Origin of the sequence: Bacillus sp. BHET2 (assembly GCF_005938125.1) — a bacterium.
In the GTDB taxonomy this organism is placed as follows: Bacteria; Bacillota; Bacilli; order Bacillales; family Bacillaceae_B; genus Rossellomorea.
Genome location: NZ_VCQN01000002.1, coordinates 1 through 22,138 on the forward strand (window position 1 = coordinate 1; position 22,138 = coordinate 22,138).

Here is a 22,138-nt window from a genome sequence, read left to right on the forward strand (position 1 = left end):
TACAATTGTCCCAACACCTACAACAATTAGTAGTGCAAAAATCCACATAATATCTCCCCTTTATAATCCTTTTTAAATTATCTTATCATTATTACGCAATAAGCCTTCTTCCGTTAACCTGCCCGTTAATTTAAGAAGGACAATAGCTGGTGATCTATTAGCTGATCTTCAGTTATTGCCCCCGTATGTTTAAGTACATTTCTTAACAAACTTAGTTTTATCATTAGAGTGATGTCCAGACAGCTTCAACCTATTACTGTTCAATTCTTGAATTTAGATAATCAAGGAGTTTATACTCTTGCCTGTTTTGCCAGTCACAGATAAACCCCTCTAAATTGAACAAACCCTCAAAGTTATCACTTAGTTTCACTACGGTTTCGAACCCATTACCGTAAAAACTTATATGACCAAATAAAATATTCCCTTTCTGAGTGATTAACAGTTTATGTGCTTGATCAGGAAATGAAATTGCAGAGAAATCCATCTCTTTTCCGGTCAATGTGGAATATTTGTTTTCGCCACCATTTACAATCCAATTTCGTATAGGATCGAAGCAATCCTGTAATACGAAGTCTCGACCTTTTACAAAGGCAAGGTAATTGAAGATTGTTTTGGCACAAACCCTGAAATACCTCTCATCAAACTCAAGTGTTTGGTGTACTCTTGGCTGCACCGTTCCATAATTCGGGGTTTGCTTCTCGAATGGTTTTTGTTCAACTAATTTCTTCACAAAATTAGCAACTTCCAATTCAAGGTCTTTATTGCTTAGGCCTACATACCATTTACCTTCATGAACCCCTAGAAGAAACTCATCCTGACTAAATCCCTCATCCTCGTGCAATGTATACCTGCCGTTATAATTACCCAAGATCTTAGTAAAGTCTGTGGTCTGTTTATCAACATCACCGAAAGACTTGTCTGAAATAAACTGACAGCTACCATTTATATTTATTTTGATTTGAGAAATACTATATGGTCTTCCTAGACTTAAATATCCAAATTCAACTGTATCTGGATTAATTACGCCACTCATTAAGCTAACTGCACCTTGTGTCGCTTTCTTAGGATTGGTTATGTTCCCTCTCTTACCTGGCCCTACAAATTGTCGGGGAAGTGCTAATAGAGATTTCTTCATAACTTGCCCTTCCATTGAGGAAAACGCATTGTTAGCATTATGGCTTACATATTCCATAGGAAGTTTCTGAATACCCCCGATACCGGCTGGGAAAATGTGCTCACCAGATTTAAATGTTACTATCGGCTCAGCTTTCTTTAAGTACATACAAAACTTCTCCATCTTTTTAACCTCCTATATCAAATCCTTAAGACATTTCTCCTTATTTACCCTTTATTAACATATATGTCGAAATGGAACGATTATTGCTATTTACTAAGAAAAATACACCTATCATTTTACCGAACCAGTTAGGAATCGGTATTTAGAAGATAGGTGCGTTTTTAAAACAGGTTACAATACCACTTAAATATCTAACTTCCTAATTTATCCATACTAATAAACTTGAAATTATCTTCCTGTTCACTAACCTGCCACTTTAACACAATAGCCAAAAGCTGATTAACTCTTGTTGATCAGTTCTATCCTCATTTAATGGAAGAAAGGAACTTATAGACCTCCGTTCATCATAATACCTACAATTAGTATAATAAATGCACCTACAAGTATCCCTAATGCTGAAAGTGAAGCTGTCTTGGATTTCCCTTTTTTACTTAGTAAAGCAGTTATCAAAGCTAATAATGCTCCAATAATTAAGACGTTGGTTCCTACATACCCACTAACTTTCCCACTCATACTCATAAGAGCAAATAAAACAAAAGTAAACCCTATAATACCAAAGGAAACCCAACCCAGATAATTTCTCATATTAAATCCCCTCCCGAAAAATTTCATTCTAAATTATCTCTCTAATTTTAAATAGACTGCAAAAAAGGGATTTTAGTTTCATTTTACTCCATTAACCTGCCCTATAACTTTATACTCAGATTTGAGATATTTACTATAAACTTACTGTGGATTCGTTCTTTGCACACTTCATAACAGTATCCCCAAAAGATCTTACATCAGATAAGTAATCATAGTCTTCTGGTGATCCAAAGCTATTAAACATACGAACAGCCACAATATCTTTTTCAGGAATAACCAATAGAGTTACATTAGTAAATCCTAGTATTTGGTATGAACCTTTAGGGACTTGATGACCTATCTCTGTCTTTTTAGCGGGTAAATCCTTAACGAACCACAAGAAACCATTTTGAGGTAAGTCTTTATGAATAGTCGATGGACTTTGAAGAGAAGTTGCCATATCTATGATTTCTCTAGGAACAATTTGCTTTCCGTTTATTTTTCCTTTCTTCAAATGGAGATAACCCCAGTATGCTAACTCTCTGGTTGATACATACATATTCATTTTGTCACCTTCAATGCTATCACTAGTTCTCCAATCTTCATCCCCTTCATAACGCAGCATCACGTCAACCAGCTTATTATGTTTCTTTGAATACCAATTGGATTCATTAAAGCTTAACGGAATAAAGACACTTTCATGAATAATATCAGCAACTGATTTATTGGTTGTTCGTTTAACAATCTGAGTTAGTGCATAAATACCAATTTGTCTATAAGCCCAATTCGATCCTGGAGTAAACTCCCGAACTGTTCCATTCTCCCCTTGTTTTAATCCATGGGTATGAGTAAGTAAATGTCTTATAGTTGTATCTTTCCAGATGTTCTTATCAAGTTCAGGCAAATAGGTTAAAACTAGATCATCAATATTGTTTATGTAGCAATAAAACAATGCATAAGAAACTGCAAAACCAATATAACTTTTCCTAACTGAAGCTACGTGAAACTGAGTATCAGCCTGAACCGCTCTAGCCTCTTTTTCACCTGACTGTTTCCCTATGTATTGTTCTAACACAATTGAACTGTTCTGAATGATAAGAGTTGATGCTCCTGAACATATTACATTATCAAAAGTGCCTTTAACGTGATCTAATACCGGTTCAAAATTTGGCTTTTCAATGTGACTAAGAACCAAGACTATATACTTCCCCTCAATGTGAATTTGTGTAGTTATATTATTAGCGTAAACTTTTTTGGAACAAAGCTAGCTCAACATTACGCCCCCATTAATGTAACAAAGGGGCTTCAATATCTGCTTTCACAAGTCGTAGTTATTTCCTCTTGAAAGATTTACCTTTTTAATCGTCATCCCACCCACTAAGTAATCTTTCTTCACGGTGTTGCTCATAAGCCATATCAGCTGCATAATCAGACCAATAGTCTTCATGAGTTTCCTCAAACCTTGCTTCTTCCAAAGCTTCGGTTAATTCTAGTAGGTGTTCTCCTAAAAATTCTACTCCAAGTTCATAACAGCTTTTTAACTTTTCTATAAGTGTAGTAAGTTCGTCTTTACTAATAATCAACTCATAGTGCTGTAATTTGTTTCTTGTTTCTACTAAGTAATCGATTGCACCAATTAAATCACTATCTATACGAAAATTACAAAGGAACTTTAACCTCCTTAAAGCATCTATTAAACCTACTGTTTGCAGATTACCTTTTACATCAAATATATTCTTTTTATTCTGTTGAATCATAGCTTCTTTAGCTTTCATATAACTTTCAATATTAGAAAAAATAAGGTATTCGCTTTGATCTTTTAAAATATGTTTGAATAGGGTTTCAAAAGCATGATTCATCGCTAGAACAGAATCTTTCACATTATGTTCTAGACCCTCTTTTAATTCATCGAGCTTTTCTATACAAAGAAAAGCTTGCTTAAGTGAATCTACACCATTTGTAAACAAGTCATAACGCAATATTTCTACCACCTTTAAGACGTTCTTCTGAATTGATGTTTTCAAGAAAATTATCTATCTTCATATGACAACTCCAACTTTCAGTCTAATAAGCAAAGAAATAATTTATTTATCAAACTGACACTTACAATTATTTCAAATTTTTTAACATTAAACAATCCTTTCTTCCATTAAATGGCCCGTTAACGGAATATAAATAAATCCCGTTACTTTAAGGGCAACAGGATTTGATCAATATTGTTACGAAATAGGAGACATCGGAATCAATTAATGAAAAAAAAAATATTATTGCAACTCTAGAAAATGTGTTATGTCAGTAGAAGTTGTTGCGCTCTCTAAACAGAAGAGGGTGAACGGTCAGGTTACAGTTGTATTTGGTATATTTTCTTTACTTTTATTTCTAATGGTTTGTAGCGAAGTTATGTCACGGGTAAGTTGTTTAGGAACACTACCCATCAGGTAGCCGTATACACGCTATTTATTTTTCTTAAACAAGATCATGAAAGCATAAGGAATGATCCCGAACCAGCGAAATAAAAATGGTTCCCGTTCATTCTTCCTTTTCTTCTTCAAACTTTTACGTTCATGGGGTGATTTTTCATAATGTTGGACAAATGTTTGTGTTATGAACTTAACATAATCATTCACTGACATAAAAGCACCACCTTCCGCTTTTATCAGTATGCCCTCCCACTCTAAAAGTTATTCAACTTCAATGTGAGGTAATAACGCTTGTATCACTTCGTCTACCGTTTTATTTTCAGTCTGAATGGTAATCGAATGTCCACTTTTATAAAGGGGGAAACGGCGATTATATAAACTTAATAACCGGTCTCTTGAATTTTCTTTCACGAGTGGACGATCCTGATCCCCTTCTAACCGGGACCATACCACATCAAACGGACAGGTTAAATGAAACACCAAGCCCTTTTCACCGAGTATCTTCCGGTTCTTTTCCCTTTCAATCACACCGCCACCCGTCGTGATGATCGAGTGTTTGGCTGCAAGCTCTTCCAGTGCCTGGGTTTCCAGATCCCTAAAATACGCCTCTCCATACTGATTGAATATCTCCTTGATGGTTTTCCCCTCCTTCTTCTCGATATAGCTGTCCATGTCTACAACCGGGATATTCAATATTTCTCCGAGACGAATCCCAATCGTCGTTTTTCCAACTCCCATAAATCCAATAAAGAACATCGATTTCATAGTCTACTCCCAACTGATAATGTGTTTTGTTTCCTTATTATACACAACCGTTGTAGGAAGAAAAACCTCTTCATCCTGTTTGAATGTCACTTCTAATTGATATTCATCAGGATTGATCATTTCGCTTCGCATACTGATTTCACCGTAAGTACCTTTGAACTGCTTTGAAGACACTGAACCTGTCTCGATTTCCAACAAAATTGCATGGGAAACACTCACATCTCTTTCATAAACCTCTTTCATATTTGTTAAGTAAAGGTACTTACTAATAAAGAGTTCCTTTGCTGCAAATGCTATCAGTAACACCATCAATAGAAGCAGGAATGTATACGGCAGTATAAAACCTCTGTCATTAAGGTTTGACCACTCCTTGATCATTTGAAAAGTAGAAGAATTCTCCTTCCGCCTTCTCTGCACCCTCAAACTCCACATCCATATGCACTCCTTGCTGAATTGCTGAGAATCTAACCAAATTTACTGACTGTAAAACCACTTCATGCCCCCTATTGTTCACCCTCCTTCGAATCGAATGTTGATATTTTTCATACGAAACCGTTTCATTGTGAACTGTAAAAGAGACTTTGTCAGGAGTAATCGTTACATTTGTCCCACTCCAAAGTTCATTCCTCAAGCTTTCATTAAATAAGTTCCACTCATAATAATGAGGAGGAACCATCTCCTGTTTGATCGAAGCGAAACATTTCATGACGAGGGGCATACTAACAGAAATCATAAAGAATACAGTAAAACTTAACAGGGCTTCAATCAACGTATAACCTCTGCTATCTATCCTTTGAGATACACACCTCTTGGAGATCTCTCCCATTCTTAAGATATTGTACACACGCTTCTTCATAATCTCCGCCTTTCCAATTGAGATCATAATGGATTCCTTTATACGTCCTTGACTGATTGACATGTTGATGACTGACAATCGCGTTTCCCACCCCTTCTCTCAAAAACTTCAACGCTTCCACTTTACGTTGAAGATTCTGAAGTTGGGATGCATATTGAATGAGAAACGGGATGAACACACAACTGATCAGGATGATGCAAGTGAAGGCAATCAAAGTTTCAGGAAGGGAGAAGCCTTTAGTATTCCTGTACATAAAATCGTCCCTGTCCAATCTGAAACATGAGTTGAAGAAGAGACTCCCCTACTTTAAAGCTCACTTTACCAAATCGATTCGTATTGCCATCTGGATAGAAAGTGATATCTTCCAAGCTATTCGATGAAGTAATCTGAATGGTTGAGGATAACTCCCTCGAGAGGATCGTTTGTCTCGTCACCCCTTTTGCAACATATTTATTGGAAAGTGGGTAAAATGTAAGAATAACAGGCGATTGATGCCGGATACTGTAGCTTTGGATTTGATAAAGGTCGGATTGTAGTTGGGAGAGGAAGAGATCTTTGTCCACTGATTGTTTCACGGGGATTACAGAAAAGCTGACCCACGACAGAAGAATCGTGAATATCAATAACACAATCATCACCTCGATTAGAGTATAACCAGCTTCTCCTGCTTTTTCTGAATTAATTAGAGGTCACCTTACCTTCCGCATCAATGGTGATCTCATTGCCATTAGGACAAGCTTTATATTCTTCGTTCAGATATCCATCTGCTACAAGTGTTTCAGTCGTCACTGGAAAATCATTGCCATCCAACTTGTAGGCTTCGATCTGCCCTTCGACCATATGGATAAATGCCTCGCAGCCTTTGGAATTAATGGAATTACTTTGATTGGTTACATTCGGGATCGTAATAAACAGTAGGACAGAAATAACGAGTAAGACGATCATCATTTCAATGAGGGTAAAGCCTTTTTCATTTTTGAGCATAGTTCTCCTCCTTGGTTTGTGTGAGTTGTAGTGTCCGCGATGAAGGGTAGATGACGAAGAAAAAGACTTGGATCCATTTCAACTTATTCTATATTCCTTGCATCATCTGAAATAGCGGCATCATGATGGAAAAATAAATGGCCATTATAAAAAGTCCAACAAATGAGAAAATCACCGGCTGAATGTATTTGAGTAATGCATTTGTTTTTTCCTCAAGTTCCTGAAAGCAAATTTCACTATAAAGTCCCAGTTCTTCAGCCAACCTTCCATTGGATTGACCGTGATGGACAACAAATGATAGCTCTTTCTGAAAAAAGGGCAGGGATGAAAAACATTCGTGAAATGGCTTTCCTTCCTTTAAACCTTTGATGCATTGGGTTGAAATGTACTGAAATGTTGGTCGGTAGGATTGACTTTCGATGATGAGTAGGGATTCTGTGATCGACACTCCGCTTGAGAGCAAGAAGCTTAACTCTTTAGCCAAAAAGTGTGAATGACCAAGCTTTAAATAACGAGATAGGAAGGGGACCCTGCATAAGGTGAATGAAACCTTCACAGGGGATATTCTTTTTTTGAACAGAACAAATAACACGCTGATAAAAAGGAGTAGAAATAAACATGTACTTAACATCATTGGGAAGTTTTCGATGAATTTTAAGAGATAGGTTAGTTTGGCTGAAGGTTCATACCCAAGGGACGAATACAACGACTGAAACCTTGGAAATAACACCTTTCGAAGCATGACCATCATCATGATTGAAATGATAATAAGCATGAACGGATATTGGATGACTTGTTGGATTTTCTGGTGGTTTTTTCTTCTCTTAATGAGGTAGTTTCCCGCTTCTGAAAGGGTATGGCCCATTTGACCATGATGCTCGGCGAAAAAAATTTGTGCGCTGATATGACTGGGGATATTTAATTGCTTATGAATGACCGATGAGATGGATTCACCTTTTTGTAATGAGGCAACCATTCTCTTCTTTAATTTCATTGTACTCTTCTCATTAGGTAGCAATAGAAAATCGATGGCTTCTGAAAAAGTATAACCTTTTTGGATAAGATCTCCCAGCCTTTTCAGAAATTTACCTTGATCATCGCTTTTCTTCATGAACCCATTTCCTATATTCGAGTTCTGAAACAAACCCTAGTGCCACCCCCTTATTTATCAGCATTTGGAGTGATTGGTACTGGTACCTTCCTGATCCACCCTTTGCTTCCTTTAGTACTTCTTTCAATGCACTTCCTGTTACAATTTCATACACAGAAGCCCTGTTAAGGTTTTTACCACGAAGGCACTTCCCTCCACACTCTGATTTACATATTGGACAGACTAACTTTAGTAATCTCTGTGCAGAAACAGCAAGGAGAGTCTGTTCAATATCATGCCATTCGATACCGAATTCCATCAAGCGATAAATCGCCCCTTTTGCATCCCTCGTATGCATAGTGGAAATGACTAGATGCCCCGTAAGTGAAGCGCGTATCGCAATCTCAGCGGTTTCCCGATCCCGGATTTCCCCGACCATAATGATATCCGGGTCATGCCTTAAAATCGCCTTCAGCCCGGTGGAATACGTAATGCCTGCTTTCTCATTTACTTGGATCTGAACCATTTCATCATGCTGCTTCTCCACTGGGTCTTCAAGGGTGATCACGTTCCGGTTCAGGGCAACAGAACAATGATGGACGAGGGAATACAAGGTCGTCGTCTTTCCACTGCCGGTGGAACACGTTATGTAAATACAATTAAATCAAAACACGCGTTTACTATGTTTACGAGGCACGAATATCAACGTGTCTCTTGCATTTCACACATTGGAACAAGTTTGGTTCAACTTCTTTATGTCGTTTCAGCTTTCTGCAGGTCTGGCATGACAAGGTTACATGTCGTATTGAATGATCATTAATTTCAACTTCACCTGGATCCCCGGGCACTTCCTCAATCTCTTCCCATTCTTCCAAATTATCCTTTATTAGAGCGAAAAGCATGGTTGAACATATTATTCCCGCAATAAATGAGACCATCTTTTTATCCCCTCTCACTAAGAACATATTCTATTTCGCCATTATTGAAGTCCTTAATCGGTACAACTCTATAGGCAGAATATACACTATGTTCCTGCTGCAGTTTAAAAACCAACTCAGGATCGTTTAAACACGTTTCTACCAGGAGACATGCAAGAGTGGTCGGCTTCATATTGCAAGCTATGGACAACTTATTCAGTTTTGTACTCATCTTGTTTGTAAGTGAAATGTTCACTCTGTTTACTTTCTTATTTCCTAACCCCTTTCCTTCTATCATCAAGACACCCCCTTCCAAATGTCATGACAATTGACAGTGTAAACCGTGTAACAACGTAACAAAAGAGTAGGGTGGAGGGAGGTCATAGCCTTAAGGTAATTCCTCCCCCGGATGTCTTAATTACCTCTTTTTTTTGGAGTGTCCTTTGATATTCCCGGTCTACGAGGGTCTTTAAGAATGAGCTCCCATTCCGCTTGGAACCATTAGGAAGCTTTGAAACAAATTCAAACAGTTCTTTTTGTTCAGGGTCATCCACGTTTAAACACAGAGTTACCTTTTTTATATTAGTCAATTCAACCTCTCCCCTATCATAAGTTTTGGTTCACTTGTGAACCACTTGAGATATACTTATGATTATAATAAGTGAAAAATACCAATGTCTTTTGGAGGGATAAAGAGTGAACTTTAAAATAGAATTACATATAAGAATTGAGGACACTGGTATACTTAGATTTAATCAATTCAGATGCAGCAGAAATAAATTGCCTGAGCTTGCTTCTAAGTGGAAATACCAAGTGTGGAGAGAACATGGTTGTCGTGAAATGATAGTGGAGAAAATAATGGCAAACAATGAAGAAGATATTAAAGATGAGGTGAAGGAGTATGACAAGAACGTGGGAAGAGGTCATCTCCCGTTTTAAAGAAATGGGATTAGATCCAGACAAAGTTTATGATGCAGTGTGTACGATTGATAAAATGGCCAGATTAATTAAAGAAGAAGAAAAAGAAAGAGCCCCTCTCGATTGAGAAGGGCCATTGCTTGTGAGCCATTGTAGTTCATGGTGTGACCTATATTATGCTCTAGATGAGTCACAATTATTCTACACGAATATATTTTTCATTAGCTGTCACATAAAAAGTCTTGCCTTTTGAGTTCTCTACTTCGAATTGATAAGCATCGTCTACTTTCAATTTCCTTATGATTGTTGGGAACCCATAACCTTCTGTAAGATAATCCACCACATACTTATCATCCCAGGATGGCTTAGAGTAAAATCTTAGTTTGGCCACTTTACATTCTGCCCTTTTACCTGCATAGGATGATGATCCGCTTAATGTTAATTTATCCCCTGGATGAATCACATCAGACTTTAATCCATTTAGTGATTTCAACTCACTCACTGAAAGGTTATTATCCTTAGCGATTTCCCAAAGAGTATCACCGGACTTTACTGTGTGAACGCCTGATGATGAAGAAGGAGAAAGTTCCTTTAGTAAATAATCCAATGGATCCACAGCTTTGCTCTTACCAATATTCCATCTGCCTTTATGCAGCTCAAAGTGAAGATGCTGGCCAAACGAGTAACCTGTGTTCCCCATAATTCCGATTGGCTGCCCCTGCCTTACACGATCCCCTTCTTTTACCTTCCGGGATCCTGATCTCATATGGGCGTATACTGTTTCAAATTCTTGTCCATTAATATCATGAAGTATGAACACACACTCGCCATATGAGGAAGATAGATACGATTTGGACACTCTGCCATTTGCTGATGCTACAACCTCATTTACACCTACCTGAGCAATATCTATTCCATTGTGGATCCTGGCAACACCATTCAGAAAGTCTTTACCAAAACGAGAAGTGATCTTACCTTTTGCTGGATAAATGAATTCCATTACAAATCCCTCTTTTCTTGAGCATATTTAATTCCTGCGACTGTCCCAACACCCAACATGGCATACTTAATCCCCTCTAACATCACATCAAAGTCAAAATTTCTATACTCGAAGAATGCAAATGCTAGTCCTAAAAAAAGCCCCACAACAGGGACTAAACTGTTTGGGACCTTTCCGGATTCACGAATCACATAAAGAATAAACGCTAGGGCAACATATGCTCCAAAATCTAATGATAATAATTGTTCCAATTTACATTCCCCCTTTAATTAATTGAAAAGCTCCATAAAAAATGGCTACGGATCCACCGATCAATGCGACTATAAATGCATTGGTAACGGCACGACGTAACCATTTGGTATTTTCCTTAATTTCACCTAAATCTTGTTTTACATATTCAAGATCTTTACCTTGTAAGAGGACCTCTTGCTCCAACTTTTGCAACCTGCTGTCAGTAGCCTGCTTCCACAGTTCATTCATGTCTGCTTCCTCCAATTTTATCACTCCCTTTTCAAGCAATAAAAAAGACACCTCACATTGGGTGCCTTATCTCTGTATTATCTTAGTGATTTTGCCTCTTCGATTAATCCTGGAACAATATCGTAATCGAATGCAGCCATTGCATTTTTTGCTTCTTCAATCTTCATGAAGTAATCTAATTCATCTGGATAGTCATCTTTGACGCCATTTAAAAAAGCAGTCATATGATTTGCCCAGCTTGTAGCTAAAGTATCTTTATCATAAGGTGTCGTGTCAGGATTTTTAGATAAATCAATGCTGTACTGTTCTAATGCTTCAGCATCAGAAAACAGGTATACGATCTCCCCATTTGCCTGACTCGCTTCAATTTGCTCTGCGGACATATAGTTCCAAGGAACCTCTCCGTTAGTATCCACAGTTCTTTCAGTAGGAGCTTTTACACTAACCACCTCCTTTGTAGAATCGTCACTTGAAGCACTCACACTTTGTACTGATTCTTCTTTGACCTTTTCTTTTCCGCCTACCATACTGTATGTTAATATCCCACCTATGCCGAGCGACCCTACCAATGCGAAACTAACAAGTAATTTTTTCATAGAAAATCCTCCCGTTTCCTTTTGTTAACAATTATATACGAAAATGGGAGGAAATAGTTTCAAATTTTCATAGAGAATGGCTTCCTCTACTTTGAATAAACATTTGAACGAATAAATTCGCTCTAATTTTAGCTAACTCATTTGGAGTAATTTCGATTGTTGCCCATCTGTTTCTTGAAATATTACCGCTTGCATCTTTTTCTAAATACGGGGTTAAATCGATATTTTCACCTGACAAAGATTCATGGTCAACTACTTTACCATCAACTGTTATTTGTATGGTCGTCGGTGATTCTGGGTTTTTAAAAATGCCATAATTAAAAGGGTGGGTGTGCCCAGGTATATTTATTTCGAAAGGATGGCTATGGTCCGGCAGATTTATTTCAAATGGATGAGAATGAGCTGGAATATTTAATGAAAATGGGTGAGTGTGTGCAGGTATGTTTAAACTTACATTTACCGAATGACGATGACTTAATCTATCGTCATCTACTTCGACTGCGTGTGTATGTTCTTCGTAAGGTGGAGTCATCCCTGTTCCTACCCCCACTGGTGGAGATGAATACAAGAAGAAAGTTGGACTTGTATAAGTGCTTGTGAAATCATTACTTTGCACATAAGCCCCACCGCCAGATGTAGTGTTCGCTTGAACTACACTCCCCCCAGATGAAGTAGTAGAAGTTTTGACTATGCTGCCACCGGATTGGGTTGTGGAAGTAGCCACCACTTGGCCAGCGCTTTCCATCGCCTTTATATAACCTTCAAAATTAGTCGTTTCAAAAGTTAAGTCCAACTTATTGATTTTCCTGAAATCTTCGTAAATAAAGAACTTGAACACTGCAGGATTGTCTGGATCACAGTTTTGGTCCAGAGGTACCACATATGCATTCGTCGCCCCCTGAGCATACACCTCATTAATCTTCTGCCTACGCTCCAAGTCAGCCTGCGTGGTACTTAAATCCTCTGTTAAACTGCCAATCTCTAATTGAGTATTGCCAGGATCTCCTTTAATATCTGGCCGATGCTCTTTCATAATTAATAAATCTACATTAGGATAGTCATCAAGTTCCAACCGGACCACGTTACCTTCCTTCAGCTCATCGATCTTGGCACCGGTGATGCTTGAAACATCTGCAGCTGACACTACCCAGGAGACAACCGGCTCTTTCCACTTTTTAAGCAAGGCTTCAGCACTCGCCTTCAATATGGTTGCATCTTCAAAGCGTTTATCTGCCCAAGTAGTTTCAATGATGCCATTTTCAGCAATAGATGCAGCGTCCTCGATATACGGGACCCCATTGTTTACCGACTCAATTGTCAGCTGATTAACACCTTCACCATATCCCAATGGGTAGATCCGGTTGAACACACTCATCGGATTCTCTTCGATTTCAAAATCAATAAGGTTGTGACGTTCCTTAATCCTACACACTGGCTCCGTATTCGGGCGAACTAAGTTGAGTGTCCAAGGATAGGAGGTCGTATCCCAGGTCCACCTGTATTGATCATCAAATGGTTTGGTTATGCTGAAGATTGCCGATAGTAAGTTCTCATTCTCCCATAGGTAATGGAAGTATCGAATTATCTCCACGTTCCCCAGCTGCCAGTGCTTCTCTTTCTGCTGATCGATAAGATACTGCAGCACTTCATCTGTGGGCAAGTTGGTCAGTTGATGATCTTTGAACAATGTACTACCCAGGAGAGTGGCAAGAACATGCTCGCATTCAAAGGAGACAGTCAATCCACTCTTTGAAGTCTTTTTCGGAATGATCCTGAACAGCCCGACATATTCTTCTTCATCGTAAACCTCCACATATTTCAGTAGCTTAACCTTTTCAACCTTTGGATCATTTATTGGTAAAGCAAATAACGCTTTCCATATCTGATTATTTATCCTTGTGTAAGAAATACCGAATGCATTTTCTAGAATTGCTGTGACATTTCTTTGTAAATCCAATGTTTTGAGCAATATTTTCACCTCTTTTCAAAACAAAAAGACCATCTCGTTTGAGATGATCTTCGCTTATTAAATTTTATTAATTTAAAAGCAGCACAGATATTAAATAATCAGCAATCACCTTTTGTCCTTTGTGGTTAGGATGATATATGTCAGTCATATAATTACTGAAATTGTCGGCAGTTTGTTTGGAAAAATACTGATAAGTATCAGCAAAACCTATCTTGTACTTTTCTGATAACTCTTTAGCTAGAGGATTGATTTCATTTTCAAGTCGCTCATTGATGTTACTGTCCTTAGTAGCTGAAGATGTCCTGAAAATCACTTTAGCTTCTGTTTCTTCGGAAATTCTTTTTAGTAAAGTATCTAAGTTCTTTTTTATTTCTTCCTCTGTCAAATTCACAGCATCATTAATACCTGTACTAACTATCACCAAATCTGGATTATATCGTAATACGTCACTTTCAACTCTTTTAAGCATATCAGAACTATCATCTCCTGAAATACCACTATTGATAACTTTCACTGCAGATAAAGGGTTAAGCGCTTTATGGATTAAATTAACGTGACCGTCTTTCCCCTTTGTATATTGGTTCTGCTCAGTCGTGGAGTCTCCCAAAAATACAATCGTAGGTGTTTCCTCATTAATTAAATCTTCTTTTAAACCACTTTTCACATTGATAGCACCATCAACATCTCTCAAAGAATCAGCAAACTTATTAATTTCTTCCTGTCTTTCTATTTGTCTTATTTTCTCTTGTTCCTTCATATTCTCGGAAGCCTCAGCACTCACGGTTGCTATCTTTTTTTCATAATGGTACGACCCAAATACTAAAACGGACAAAGTAATTAATAACAAGGCAAATACAGATATTTTCATATACTTACACAATTCTCCTTTTTTGTAGGTATATATAACTTTACAATATTTGCCGTTGTAATTCTATAGAACTAATTAAATTCCAGTGAGTTAATTATATTCCGAGATATTACCTCGTACCCTAAATCGTTGGGATGAAGTCCATCCATAGTGTAAACAGAAGTAGATACACTCCCGAAAATGGAATAGTTATCAATGAAGTCAAGTGTATTTTCTTTAGCCAATCTGTATACTACATTTCTTGCGTCTTGCATGTTAAATGAATAAGATGCTGGATTTTCATTTGCTGCTGGATTGGCAGCCATTAGAATAACTTCTCCGAATGACATTAATTCATCTGTAAGTGCTTTTAAATTCTTTTTAAACTCGTTGGAGCCCTTAGCATACGAAGTCTCAATAATTCTATCGTTTGATCCCAATTGGCAAAAGATATAATTATCTTTACTTCCTACCGCCACACCGTCTCCTCTTGTGTTACCTAACATGTTCCTGGTTTTATAATATATCGCTTTCGTACCAATAATACCTTGGTTACTTATGCGAATTTTTTTTGGAATGATAATGCCGCCAAATCTGAGTGATTGGACTCCTACATAACTGTTTTTAATTGTTTTAATTTGAACTAATTTATTTCTTATATAAGAAAAGGTATGGTTGCGTTGGTTATTGTAGCCTGCAATATTCCCATCAACTCCAGCCATTGTAGAAAAAATACCTTGGCTTACTCCGTCTACTATTAATTCATAGTCCATACCGTTATTAACTGAATCAAAAGATAAAGTAAATTCTTCTCCGGTAAACATAAAACCAATTATAGCTACTCCATCTTTACCTGATTCAATATTGGTAATTAATTGAAACCCAGACAAAGAGTTTGTAGATGACTGCGAAAACGTCGAATATATAACTCCTGTGGTTGAGTAGGTGAAGTCTCCTCCATATGGATAAAGTATGTGGTCCTTCGAGTATTCTGCTATAGAATCTCCACTTGGAGACGAACTCCAATTCGATAAAACAGGTGCGCTATTAAACATATATTTTGAACCGATGTACCGCTTAAATTCATTCACAAAGGATTTAGATATAAAATTATCGCGAATGTCCGATAACGTGCCGTCTCTCCCTGTGTTGTAATCGACAGGATTTCCGGTAGCTCCTAATCCCCAAGTAATTGAGTCACCAACAAAACATATTCCTGTGAACTGTTCCAAGGGATTAGATAGAGAATATTTTAATTTTTCAAGTTGACCACCGAAAATATATCTTTTCGGAACAATTTGTTGCTTAATTCTGTTAACTTCTTCCTTTTGATTTTCATACTCTTCATCTAATCTTTCTTTTAAATTGGTATAAGTTTTTGTGTCTCCATCTACATCTGAAACCCTCGCCTGTGCAGCTTCTACAGAAGAATCTCCCTCAATTACAACTTGATTAAACTGTTCTTGGATACTTTCAGCTTTTGCCTCTGCTGCACTCGCTGTAGTTACTGCACTCTCTGAAGTTGTCTTAGCATTTTCAGAATCCTGCTGAGCCTTATCAGCAGCCACAATTGCTTCGTTTATATACTCTACTCCCTTATATAAAGGGAATCCTACTCCAACCGGAATCTTTGGAAGTGTCAAAATCACCACCGTCCTTACATGTATTGATCTCTAACTCTTAAGGATAAATTAAAATTAAGATTAGAACCGCTTATATTCACTTGATTTCTTCCAGGTAATAGATCGGGGATATCCCCATTTATGAATTCTTCGATCCCATCTTTAAATATTGTAAAACTCTTACCGTTTACAACGATTTCTGAGTTGGTGAAAGAACCAAGAGAGAGAGACTTACCATTCGCCTCTATGACAACATCCTCACCTGAACCTGATATTAATATGGTTGGGGTCATAGCATAGCCATTCACAGTGGTCTCGACTGTCTGTGATGAAGTGATTAACATCCCATCCACGTACACAGTATCGATAGAATAACTATCATCAAACGTAACAGTTTCGCTATCCCAATTGATTTCATGATTTTCTACGTTCCCATACTTCAAAGGATCACTGGCTATAAAACCAAGAATGAATGCCCCTTCTTCCTCCAACCTTTCCGGAAGAATGGAAGCACTCACCTTCACCATATAGTGCTTATCCGGTTCATAGTCGCGAACAATCTTTATTTCCCTTGGCTTCCCAAATGGATCCAACAAAAAAGCAACGAACTCGTTGAAGTATCGTTGCATTTGGGTGTGGTAACGTTCAATGACTTTTAGTGGATAAGAAAAAGGTTTTTCCCCAATCTCCACTCCAAAATCCCATGATCCCAATCGACCCGGAATAGCCAATGTCTTTCGCTCAAAGGATGGCATTAGAGGATCTTCATTTCCTGGTTCACAGTAGAATCCAAAGTCCTCAAATCGATACTTATCATCCATTGTGATCATGCCATAATCACCGCCTGTCCTCTTGCATTGACTTTATTATTTTTGTTGATTTTCTTACTCATGCCAGGTGCCAGCTTCGTGTTGATTTCGTCAGCGTCCAGATAAACATGTACCTCAACCTGCCCACCGGCTCCATCCATTGTGGCAGCAATACCTCTACCGATATCCCCGAGTGTCTGCTCATTGAGTGGAAGAGCCGCTTCCGGACCAGCATCGCCTGCACCTTGTAACTTCCCTCCATATTGGCCAAAGATAGTTGGTTGGGTGAATATTGCACCTTTCGCTCTCCAATCCACACTAACCGTTGGATAAGGTACCGATGGAGCAGGACCAGGTAAGTCCTTCCAACTAATATCAAAATCAAAGTGTGGCGTTGGTATATCAATTGAAGTAAACCCTCTAACGAATCCGCCGATGATGTCTTTTCCAATTGCCCACAAATCGATGCCCTTAAAGAATGACATCACACTACTCCAGATGTCTGAAATGGTCGATTCTATATTTTCCATCTGATCAGATACGGCTTCGTGCATACCCTTGAAATCACCAGTAAGTAACGCCTTGATGAATCGTAGACCGTTCCTGAAGGTGTTTTCCATGAAATTTAGAATGCTGGAAACTACTTCAGAGCTCATGGTCATGTATTTTCGTATGGTATCCGTTATGGATTTGAATTTTCCTTGTGTCAGAGAATCAAAAATGTCTAAAGCTTGGGTCACGTTACTGACGATCGATGCAAACACAGCCCTAAACATCGCTTCTGTCATATACCATTTTTCAGCTAACCAATCTGTTACTGCCCCCCAGTTCTTTACAAGGAGGATAATTCCAACAATTGCCGCTGCAAATACTGCGATTGCTGCGATAATGGCAAGAATTGGCCATGTGGCTGAAAGTATTGCCAACCCAAGGGAACCCGTTAAAGGAATTAAAGCACCTATTACTGGTGCCGCTATGGTTAAAACAGTAATAAGTCCCCCGATTGCTGCCGCCCCTGCTGCAATGCCTGCCGTAAGCTCCGGGTTTTCATTTGCCCATTCAATAACCTTTGTTGTAAAATCAGCAACCTCTGTTACCAGAGGAGTTAATATGAGTGCAAGATCAGCCAAAGACTTTTCCAACTGTGCATTTGCCTCAGCATTAGCTTGAACCTCAGGATTTAGTTCCTGATATTTGTTATACACTTCGCTAAAGCCCTCTTGAGATAAGGTTTTGAGGATGTAGTTTGAACCTTCCCCTATTGAAATCATAGAAGATAAAGTGCTATTAAAATTATCGACGTTAACTCCACTTCGTTCTAATAACTCAGCAAATGACCCGGCAGCTTCCCCCGCCGACAATGTCTCTTGGATCCCGTCAGCGATGCCTTCTGTTTTAAGTGTGTCACTGAATTTGATATAAGCACCGTTTATAAGATCAATCGCTTCAGCTAGTTGATTATCACTGAATCCACTTGCCAGAAGATTTGCCAGAGTTTCGCCGGCTGCATCCGCTTCTCCCGTAACCGCTGTAATTTTGGAAAACGCTTCTTCAACAACACCTAAATCCCTTCCAGATAGGACAGCATTAGTTCTAAGTCTCGCCAGGACTTCGTTGTATTCTTGCATACTCTCCACTAAACCACCGATAGCCGCTGCTGGAATTGTTCCTGCAATTGCTTGCAATCCACGCCCCATTTTACTTAGATTACCTTCTGCTTCTTCTGCTTCTTCTCCAACATTATCAAGTCCTCTTGAAAATCGTGTCATTTCAGAACGAGCTTGATTTAATCTGGTTTCTAATTGCATTACTTCTACAGAGTTTTCTCCATAAGCCCTTCGAGTGGCTTCTAGCTGTTGCTCCATGTTATCAATTGCTCTTCTGGCCATCCTTATTTGTTGAGTATATTGTTCCTGGGCAAGAGTAGCCCTATCAGCCTCACTTGCATTTTCACTCAGTTCGGATCTTTGAAGCTCAAGAACACTGTTTAATCGTCTTTGTTCAACTTCAAGTCTTTTGGCATCTTCTTTTAAACTAGTGAGCTCATCCTGTGCTTCCCTGGCTGCTATAGCCTCATCTGAAAGCCCCTCGTTAACTCGTTCCATTGCTTGCTGAAGTGATATTTGTGCACGTTCGGCGTCTAAAAGTTTACCGTACATCTGCGTAAGCTGACCGGTTGTGGTCCTGGTATCTCGACTCATAGCTTCGTACTGAGCTCTCAACATTCCTGTTCGCTTCTCAGCCGCCTGCATCTGAATTTCTAATTTCTTTTTCTCGGCAGATAATTTGTCCGTTGCCTTCGCTTCCTTGCCCATTGCCGCAATATGATTCTTATACTCCTTGGCAGCCGTATTCATAACAGCGTTAATTTCCTTCAGAGTGTCTGCATATTGCACTTGGCCGTCCATTTTAAAATTCAGGACGACATTCTTTTCTTTGTTTGCCATGTTCTCACCTCACTTATAAGAAAGGAGTTTGATCCAGGGAGTAAACTTGAGATGTTTTCTCTTCCACAAGACCATCCGGATTGTGGTACCGCATGTGCATGATGAATTGCTTCAGTAAATGGTTGGGAGTAATGTTGAAGAAGTCATCCATGCTTAATCCCAAAAGAGTATTCCCTACATAAAAATAAAAGTCCCAATCTAACTCTGTAGACTGAGACTCATGATTTGACTTGGCTAATTTTTTTTTTCGGTTTTGAGTTTTTCCATATCAGACTTTTGGAAGTTTTGATCATTGAATAGATTAAGAGCTACCTGGAAGATGCCCGGAAGATCATTTAGAGGAATAGCTGTTTCTATTTCTCTTATCGTACAATCAGTTCCCCCACTCCGGACCATGGCATAAATTAGAGCATTCATCAGCTTTATTTCTTTTTTTCCGAGTGATATTTTACCCTTGTCTAGCATTCTGTGCATATCCTTTTCAAATGTCCCATAAGAGGTGCCGTAAGCTTCTTCTACATACGGGAATGACTTGAACGTGAATATTACCGGAATCTCGACCCCTTGTATCTTGATCGCGCTCCGGTTAATATCTACATTTACTAAATCACTAAGCTTGGCCATAAAATGTTTCCTCCTAAATTAAACTGTAGGAAATAATGTTTCAATCTGTGACTCGTCCGCAACAACTTGTGCCATGAAATCGAAAGCAGAAACACCTGTAGCACTTTCGCGTGTTTCAGAAAATTTAACTTCCGTATTGTCGTTGAATAATAGTGGCGTTGCATCAAAAGTAGCAGACACATCTTTAACTTCTGATTCTTCAGTAGCAGTTGCAAATGTCTCTTCAGATGGAACCTTTTGAACTCGAGGGTACCATCTTGCAACTCGTGATCCGTCATTCAACTTTGCGGTAAAGCCCATTGCGAACATTGGATATTCTTTTACATTCGAATTACTAAACGTTATACCCTTAACCGGTGTCACTCCATCAATCTTATCTTGTACTTCTTGTGGTAAGGAAACGTGAGTTAAACTCAATGTAAACTTTGAGTTCTTAGAGGCATTCACAAATATTTCCCCTGATGCCCATTTAACCAGAGTTGTGGCGTTACCTGCGATACCCAATTCTGTGATGTTATCCAATTGATAAATCTCTGGATCATATGTTGGTATCGCGTCCCGGGAATCTTTACCGCCGGTCATAAAGGCTAAATATAAAGATTCAATACTTACTACATATAACAATTCTTTTGCTTTTACCATGTATGATTCATCCTCCCATTTTCTTAACTATTTCATTGGCCATAATGTCCGCAATCTTATCGCCGTCAGCATCAAAGGTGTTTTGAACAAAATGCCGACCTTTGATTTTCCCTCGACCACTCGCCTTTTTATGGCCATGTTCAACCAGGTGCCAATAAAAGGCCCAATCTTCGAATTCCACACTGACGTGATCATCGTGAACAACTACCTTTAGCGCATCACGTAAATGCATACCGTTCTGTGATGATTTCGGAATGCGGGGTCTTAATTGCTTCACGAAATACTCTGCTGCTTGTTCCAGAACATCAAGCTCAACGCTCTTATTCACTTTGATCAGCGTATTGATTTCTTTTAGTGCATCCGCGAATCCGTTATTATTAAAAGCCATTAATTAACGCACCTCACCCTTGTAATGAACTGTGTTATGGTGGCATCGTTCTCGTCATAAGGAAACCCTTCAAATTGGCTATAAGATACACCATGAGCATTGAACACATCCTTTAATGGTTCATAGTCTGATTCGGTTCCTTTCGTGACCACGGCTATTTGATAAAGGGGCATAGACTTCAGTACTTTTGAAGATACTCTTTTATGTTGCTCATTCACAAATTCATATTCGATGTAAGGATAGGTTACTGATGTCGGTGCACTGTCCCGGAACACCGGGATGCGGGATTCTTTCATGATCGTCCTTAACTGCTGGAAGTTAATCTGCATAAGACAAGCTCAACTCCATTATGCGTTCATCTTCACGCACATAAATTCTTTCGATATCGTAGATCCGTTCATTGATTTTAACTCGGTATTCCTTTTGGTTATTTTCAACTTCCCGGTCAAGACGAGTTTCGATTTTCTTCATAATCTCCTGGGCATCTTTGAATGTGAATTTATCCGCTGCCGTTACTCCGATATTGTTGTACTTCAAGTCGCGTGCTTTAGGATATCCCATCACGACTCGATCTGTTTCGGGGTCCACCGCTTCCCCTAACTTCAATAATTCGGCATTCCACCTGAGTTTATTCGTTTGTCGTTTCGGCATCTGAATAGACCTCCTGGACAAAGAAAGGTGTCAGGGCATCGAGGGCTTCACCAAGTTCTTTCTCGGCCACACGGTACTCGTAGAAGATCCCCGCACACATGATGACTAGATACTCCACTTCTTTCCCGATAGCTTTCTGAACATAGTTCTTACCTTGAGTAATATAAAAAGGGAGCATGGTATCATCCATGCCCTCTTCCCAACGAATATGACTCTTTAGCTTTGAAAGATATTCTTCTTCAGTCATGAATC

At 38.7% G+C, this 22,138-nt stretch carries 31 protein-coding genes and 2 pseudogenes; 2 read left to right on the forward strand and 31 right to left on the reverse strand.

Annotated features, from left to right (window positions below):
- Positions 1 to 253: 253 nt before the first annotated feature.
- The 16 genes and pseudogenes from FGG79_RS09575 to FGG79_RS09645 all read right to left on the reverse strand — a co-directional run bounded on the left by FGG79_RS09575 (position 254) and on the right by FGG79_RS09645 (position 9,483).
- A complete protein-coding gene (locus FGG79_RS09575) occupies positions 254 to 1,297 on the reverse strand; it encodes a hypothetical protein (RefSeq protein WP_138777715.1) in 1,044 nt (347 codons plus the stop codon).
- Positions 1,298 to 1,624: 327 nt separating this feature from the next.
- Complete coding sequence (locus tag FGG79_RS09580) at positions 1,625 to 1,882, reverse strand: hypothetical protein (RefSeq protein WP_138777717.1); 258 nt, start codon at positions 1,880 to 1,882, stop codon at positions 1,625 to 1,627.
- Positions 1,883 to 2,015: 133 nt separating this feature from the next.
- A complete protein-coding gene (locus tag FGG79_RS09585; protein WP_138777719.1) occupies positions 2,016 to 3,056 on the reverse strand; it encodes a serine hydrolase domain-containing protein in 1,041 nt (346 codons plus the stop codon).
- 163 nt (positions 3,057 to 3,219) lie between these two features.
- Positions 3,220 to 3,840 carry a hypothetical protein gene (locus FGG79_RS09590; RefSeq protein ID WP_171050869.1) on the reverse strand — a complete coding sequence of 207 codons (621 nt, stop codon included), beginning with the start codon at positions 3,838 to 3,840 and terminating at the stop codon, positions 3,220 to 3,222.
- A gap of 474 nt (positions 3,841 to 4,314) precedes the next feature.
- Positions 4,315 to 4,494, reverse strand: coding sequence for a YqzE family protein (locus FGG79_RS09595; RefSeq protein WP_138777723.1), 180 nt, complete (start codon positions 4,492 to 4,494; stop codon positions 4,315 to 4,317).
- Between the two features lie 48 nt (positions 4,495 to 4,542).
- The gene (locus tag FGG79_RS09600; RefSeq protein ID WP_138777725.1) at positions 4,543 to 5,046 is read right to left on the reverse strand and encodes a shikimate kinase; all 504 of its coding nucleotides are present in this window, start codon (positions 5,044 to 5,046) and stop codon (positions 4,543 to 4,545) included.
- A 3-nt stretch (positions 5,047 to 5,049) separates the two neighbouring features.
- Positions 5,050 to 5,478, reverse strand: coding sequence for a hypothetical protein (locus FGG79_RS09605; RefSeq protein WP_171050868.1), 429 nt, complete (start codon positions 5,476 to 5,478; stop codon positions 5,050 to 5,052).
- Positions 5,399 to 5,929: a competence type IV pilus minor pilin ComGF gene (comGF, locus tag FGG79_RS22420; RefSeq protein WP_481747277.1), complete on the reverse strand. Its 531-nt coding sequence runs from the start codon at positions 5,927 to 5,929 to the stop codon at positions 5,399 to 5,401. The genes FGG79_RS09605 and comGF overlap by 80 nt, the downstream gene beginning before the upstream one ends.
- A complete protein-coding gene (locus tag FGG79_RS21730) occupies positions 5,829 to 6,155 on the reverse strand; it encodes a type II secretion system protein (protein ID WP_171050871.1) in 327 nt (108 codons plus the stop codon). The genes comGF and FGG79_RS21730 overlap by 101 nt, the downstream gene beginning before the upstream one ends.
- Positions 6,139 to 6,585: a competence type IV pilus minor pilin ComGD gene (comGD, locus tag FGG79_RS09615; RefSeq protein WP_138777731.1), complete on the reverse strand. Its 447-nt coding sequence runs from the start codon at positions 6,583 to 6,585 to the stop codon at positions 6,139 to 6,141. Before comGD ends, FGG79_RS21730 begins: the two co-directional genes overlap by 17 nt.
- Entirely contained in the window at positions 6,581 to 6,886 is a 306-nt protein-coding gene (gene comGC / locus FGG79_RS09620; protein ID WP_138777733.1) for a competence type IV pilus major pilin ComGC, read from the reverse strand. Before comGC ends, comGD begins: the two co-directional genes overlap by 5 nt.
- A gap of 88 nt (positions 6,887 to 6,974) precedes the next feature.
- Positions 6,975 to 7,997 carry a competence type IV pilus assembly protein ComGB gene (comGB, locus tag FGG79_RS09625; protein ID WP_138777735.1) on the reverse strand — a complete coding sequence of 341 codons (1,023 nt, stop codon included), beginning with the start codon at positions 7,995 to 7,997 and terminating at the stop codon, positions 6,975 to 6,977.
- A pseudogene (locus FGG79_RS09630) lies at positions 7,981 to 8,622 on the reverse strand (ATPase, T2SS/T4P/T4SS family); the annotation flags it as partial. The gene comGB and the pseudogene FGG79_RS09630, both read right to left, overlap by 17 nt.
- A gap of 40 nt (positions 8,623 to 8,662) precedes the next feature.
- A complete protein-coding gene (locus tag FGG79_RS09635) occupies positions 8,663 to 8,914 on the reverse strand; it encodes a hypothetical protein (RefSeq protein WP_138777739.1) in 252 nt (83 codons plus the stop codon).
- A gap of 4 nt (positions 8,915 to 8,918) precedes the next feature.
- The gene (locus tag FGG79_RS09640) at positions 8,919 to 9,191 is read right to left on the reverse strand and encodes a hypothetical protein (protein WP_138777741.1); all 273 of its coding nucleotides are present in this window, start codon (positions 9,189 to 9,191) and stop codon (positions 8,919 to 8,921) included.
- Between the two features lie 82 nt (positions 9,192 to 9,273).
- Positions 9,274 to 9,483, reverse strand: a complete 210-nt coding sequence (locus tag FGG79_RS09645) for a hypothetical protein (protein WP_138777743.1) — start codon at positions 9,481 to 9,483, stop codon at positions 9,274 to 9,276.
- 106 nt (positions 9,484 to 9,589) lie between these two features.
- Between FGG79_RS09645 and FGG79_RS09650 the strand changes: the two genes are divergently transcribed.
- The gene (locus FGG79_RS09650) at positions 9,590 to 9,832 is read left to right on the forward strand and encodes a hypothetical protein (protein ID WP_138777745.1); all 243 of its coding nucleotides are present in this window, start codon (positions 9,590 to 9,592) and stop codon (positions 9,830 to 9,832) included.
- The gene (locus FGG79_RS21735) at positions 9,795 to 9,938 is read left to right on the forward strand and encodes a hypothetical protein (protein WP_171050873.1); all 144 of its coding nucleotides are present in this window, start codon (positions 9,795 to 9,797) and stop codon (positions 9,936 to 9,938) included. The genes FGG79_RS09650 and FGG79_RS21735 overlap by 38 nt, the downstream gene beginning before the upstream one ends.
- Positions 9,939 to 10,007: 69 nt before the next feature.
- Here FGG79_RS21735 and FGG79_RS09655 read toward each other — a convergent pair whose 3' ends face one another.
- The 15 genes and pseudogenes from FGG79_RS09655 to FGG79_RS09725 form a co-directional block, all read right to left on the reverse strand.
- Positions 10,008 to 10,811 (reverse strand): peptidoglycan DD-metalloendopeptidase family protein, encoded by an 804-nt coding sequence (locus tag FGG79_RS09655; RefSeq protein WP_138777747.1) that lies wholly within the window; start codon positions 10,809 to 10,811, stop codon positions 10,008 to 10,010.
- A complete protein-coding gene (locus tag FGG79_RS09660) occupies positions 10,811 to 11,062 on the reverse strand; it encodes a hypothetical protein (protein WP_138777749.1) in 252 nt (83 codons plus the stop codon). Before FGG79_RS09660 ends, FGG79_RS09655 begins: the two co-directional genes overlap by 1 nt.
- Position 11,063: 1 nt before the next feature.
- Positions 11,064 to 11,291: a hemolysin XhlA family protein gene (locus tag FGG79_RS09665; protein WP_138777751.1), complete on the reverse strand. Its 228-nt coding sequence runs from the start codon at positions 11,289 to 11,291 to the stop codon at positions 11,064 to 11,066.
- A 77-nt stretch (positions 11,292 to 11,368) separates the two neighbouring features.
- Positions 11,369 to 11,887: a hypothetical protein gene (locus tag FGG79_RS09670; protein WP_138777753.1), complete on the reverse strand. Its 519-nt coding sequence runs from the start codon at positions 11,885 to 11,887 to the stop codon at positions 11,369 to 11,371.
- A gap of 67 nt (positions 11,888 to 11,954) precedes the next feature.
- Positions 11,955 to 13,856, reverse strand: a complete 1,902-nt coding sequence (locus tag FGG79_RS09675) for a phage tail spike protein (protein WP_171050874.1) — start codon at positions 13,854 to 13,856, stop codon at positions 11,955 to 11,957.
- 67 nt (positions 13,857 to 13,923) lie between these two features.
- A complete protein-coding gene (locus tag FGG79_RS09680; protein WP_138777757.1) occupies positions 13,924 to 14,724 on the reverse strand; it encodes an SGNH/GDSL hydrolase family protein in 801 nt (266 codons plus the stop codon).
- Between the two features lie 71 nt (positions 14,725 to 14,795).
- Entirely contained in the window at positions 14,796 to 16,346 is a 1,551-nt protein-coding gene (locus tag FGG79_RS09685; RefSeq protein WP_138777759.1) for an SGNH/GDSL hydrolase family protein, read from the reverse strand.
- A gap of 14 nt (positions 16,347 to 16,360) precedes the next feature.
- Entirely contained in the window at positions 16,361 to 17,155 is a 795-nt protein-coding gene (locus FGG79_RS09690) for a phage tail domain-containing protein (RefSeq protein WP_138777761.1), read from the reverse strand.
- 1,661 nt (positions 17,156 to 18,816) lie between these two features.
- Positions 18,817 to 19,581 (reverse strand): annotated as a pseudogene (locus FGG79_RS22425) (phage tail tape measure protein); the annotation flags it as partial.
- Positions 19,582 to 19,815: 234 nt separating this feature from the next.
- A complete protein-coding gene (locus FGG79_RS09700; protein ID WP_138777764.1) occupies positions 19,816 to 20,205 on the reverse strand; it encodes a hypothetical protein in 390 nt (129 codons plus the stop codon).
- Between the two features lie 18 nt (positions 20,206 to 20,223).
- On the reverse strand, positions 20,224 to 20,847 hold the full coding sequence (locus FGG79_RS09705; RefSeq protein ID WP_138777766.1) for a major tail protein: 624 nt from the start codon (positions 20,845 to 20,847) through the stop codon (positions 20,224 to 20,226).
- Between the two features lie 7 nt (positions 20,848 to 20,854).
- Entirely contained in the window at positions 20,855 to 21,235 is a 381-nt protein-coding gene (locus tag FGG79_RS09710) for an HK97-gp10 family putative phage morphogenesis protein (protein WP_138777768.1), read from the reverse strand.
- Positions 21,235 to 21,564: a hypothetical protein gene (locus tag FGG79_RS09715; RefSeq protein WP_138777770.1), complete on the reverse strand. Its 330-nt coding sequence runs from the start codon at positions 21,562 to 21,564 to the stop codon at positions 21,235 to 21,237. The genes FGG79_RS09710 and FGG79_RS09715 overlap by 1 nt, the downstream gene beginning before the upstream one ends.
- Positions 21,554 to 21,886, reverse strand: coding sequence for a hypothetical protein (locus FGG79_RS09720; protein WP_138777772.1), 333 nt, complete (start codon positions 21,884 to 21,886; stop codon positions 21,554 to 21,556). Before FGG79_RS09720 ends, FGG79_RS09715 begins: the two co-directional genes overlap by 11 nt.
- Positions 21,864 to 22,133 (reverse strand): head-tail connector protein, encoded by a 270-nt coding sequence (locus FGG79_RS09725; RefSeq protein WP_138777774.1) that lies wholly within the window; start codon positions 22,131 to 22,133, stop codon positions 21,864 to 21,866. The genes FGG79_RS09720 and FGG79_RS09725 overlap by 23 nt, the downstream gene beginning before the upstream one ends.
- Between the last annotated feature and the right edge of the window lie 5 nt (positions 22,134 to 22,138).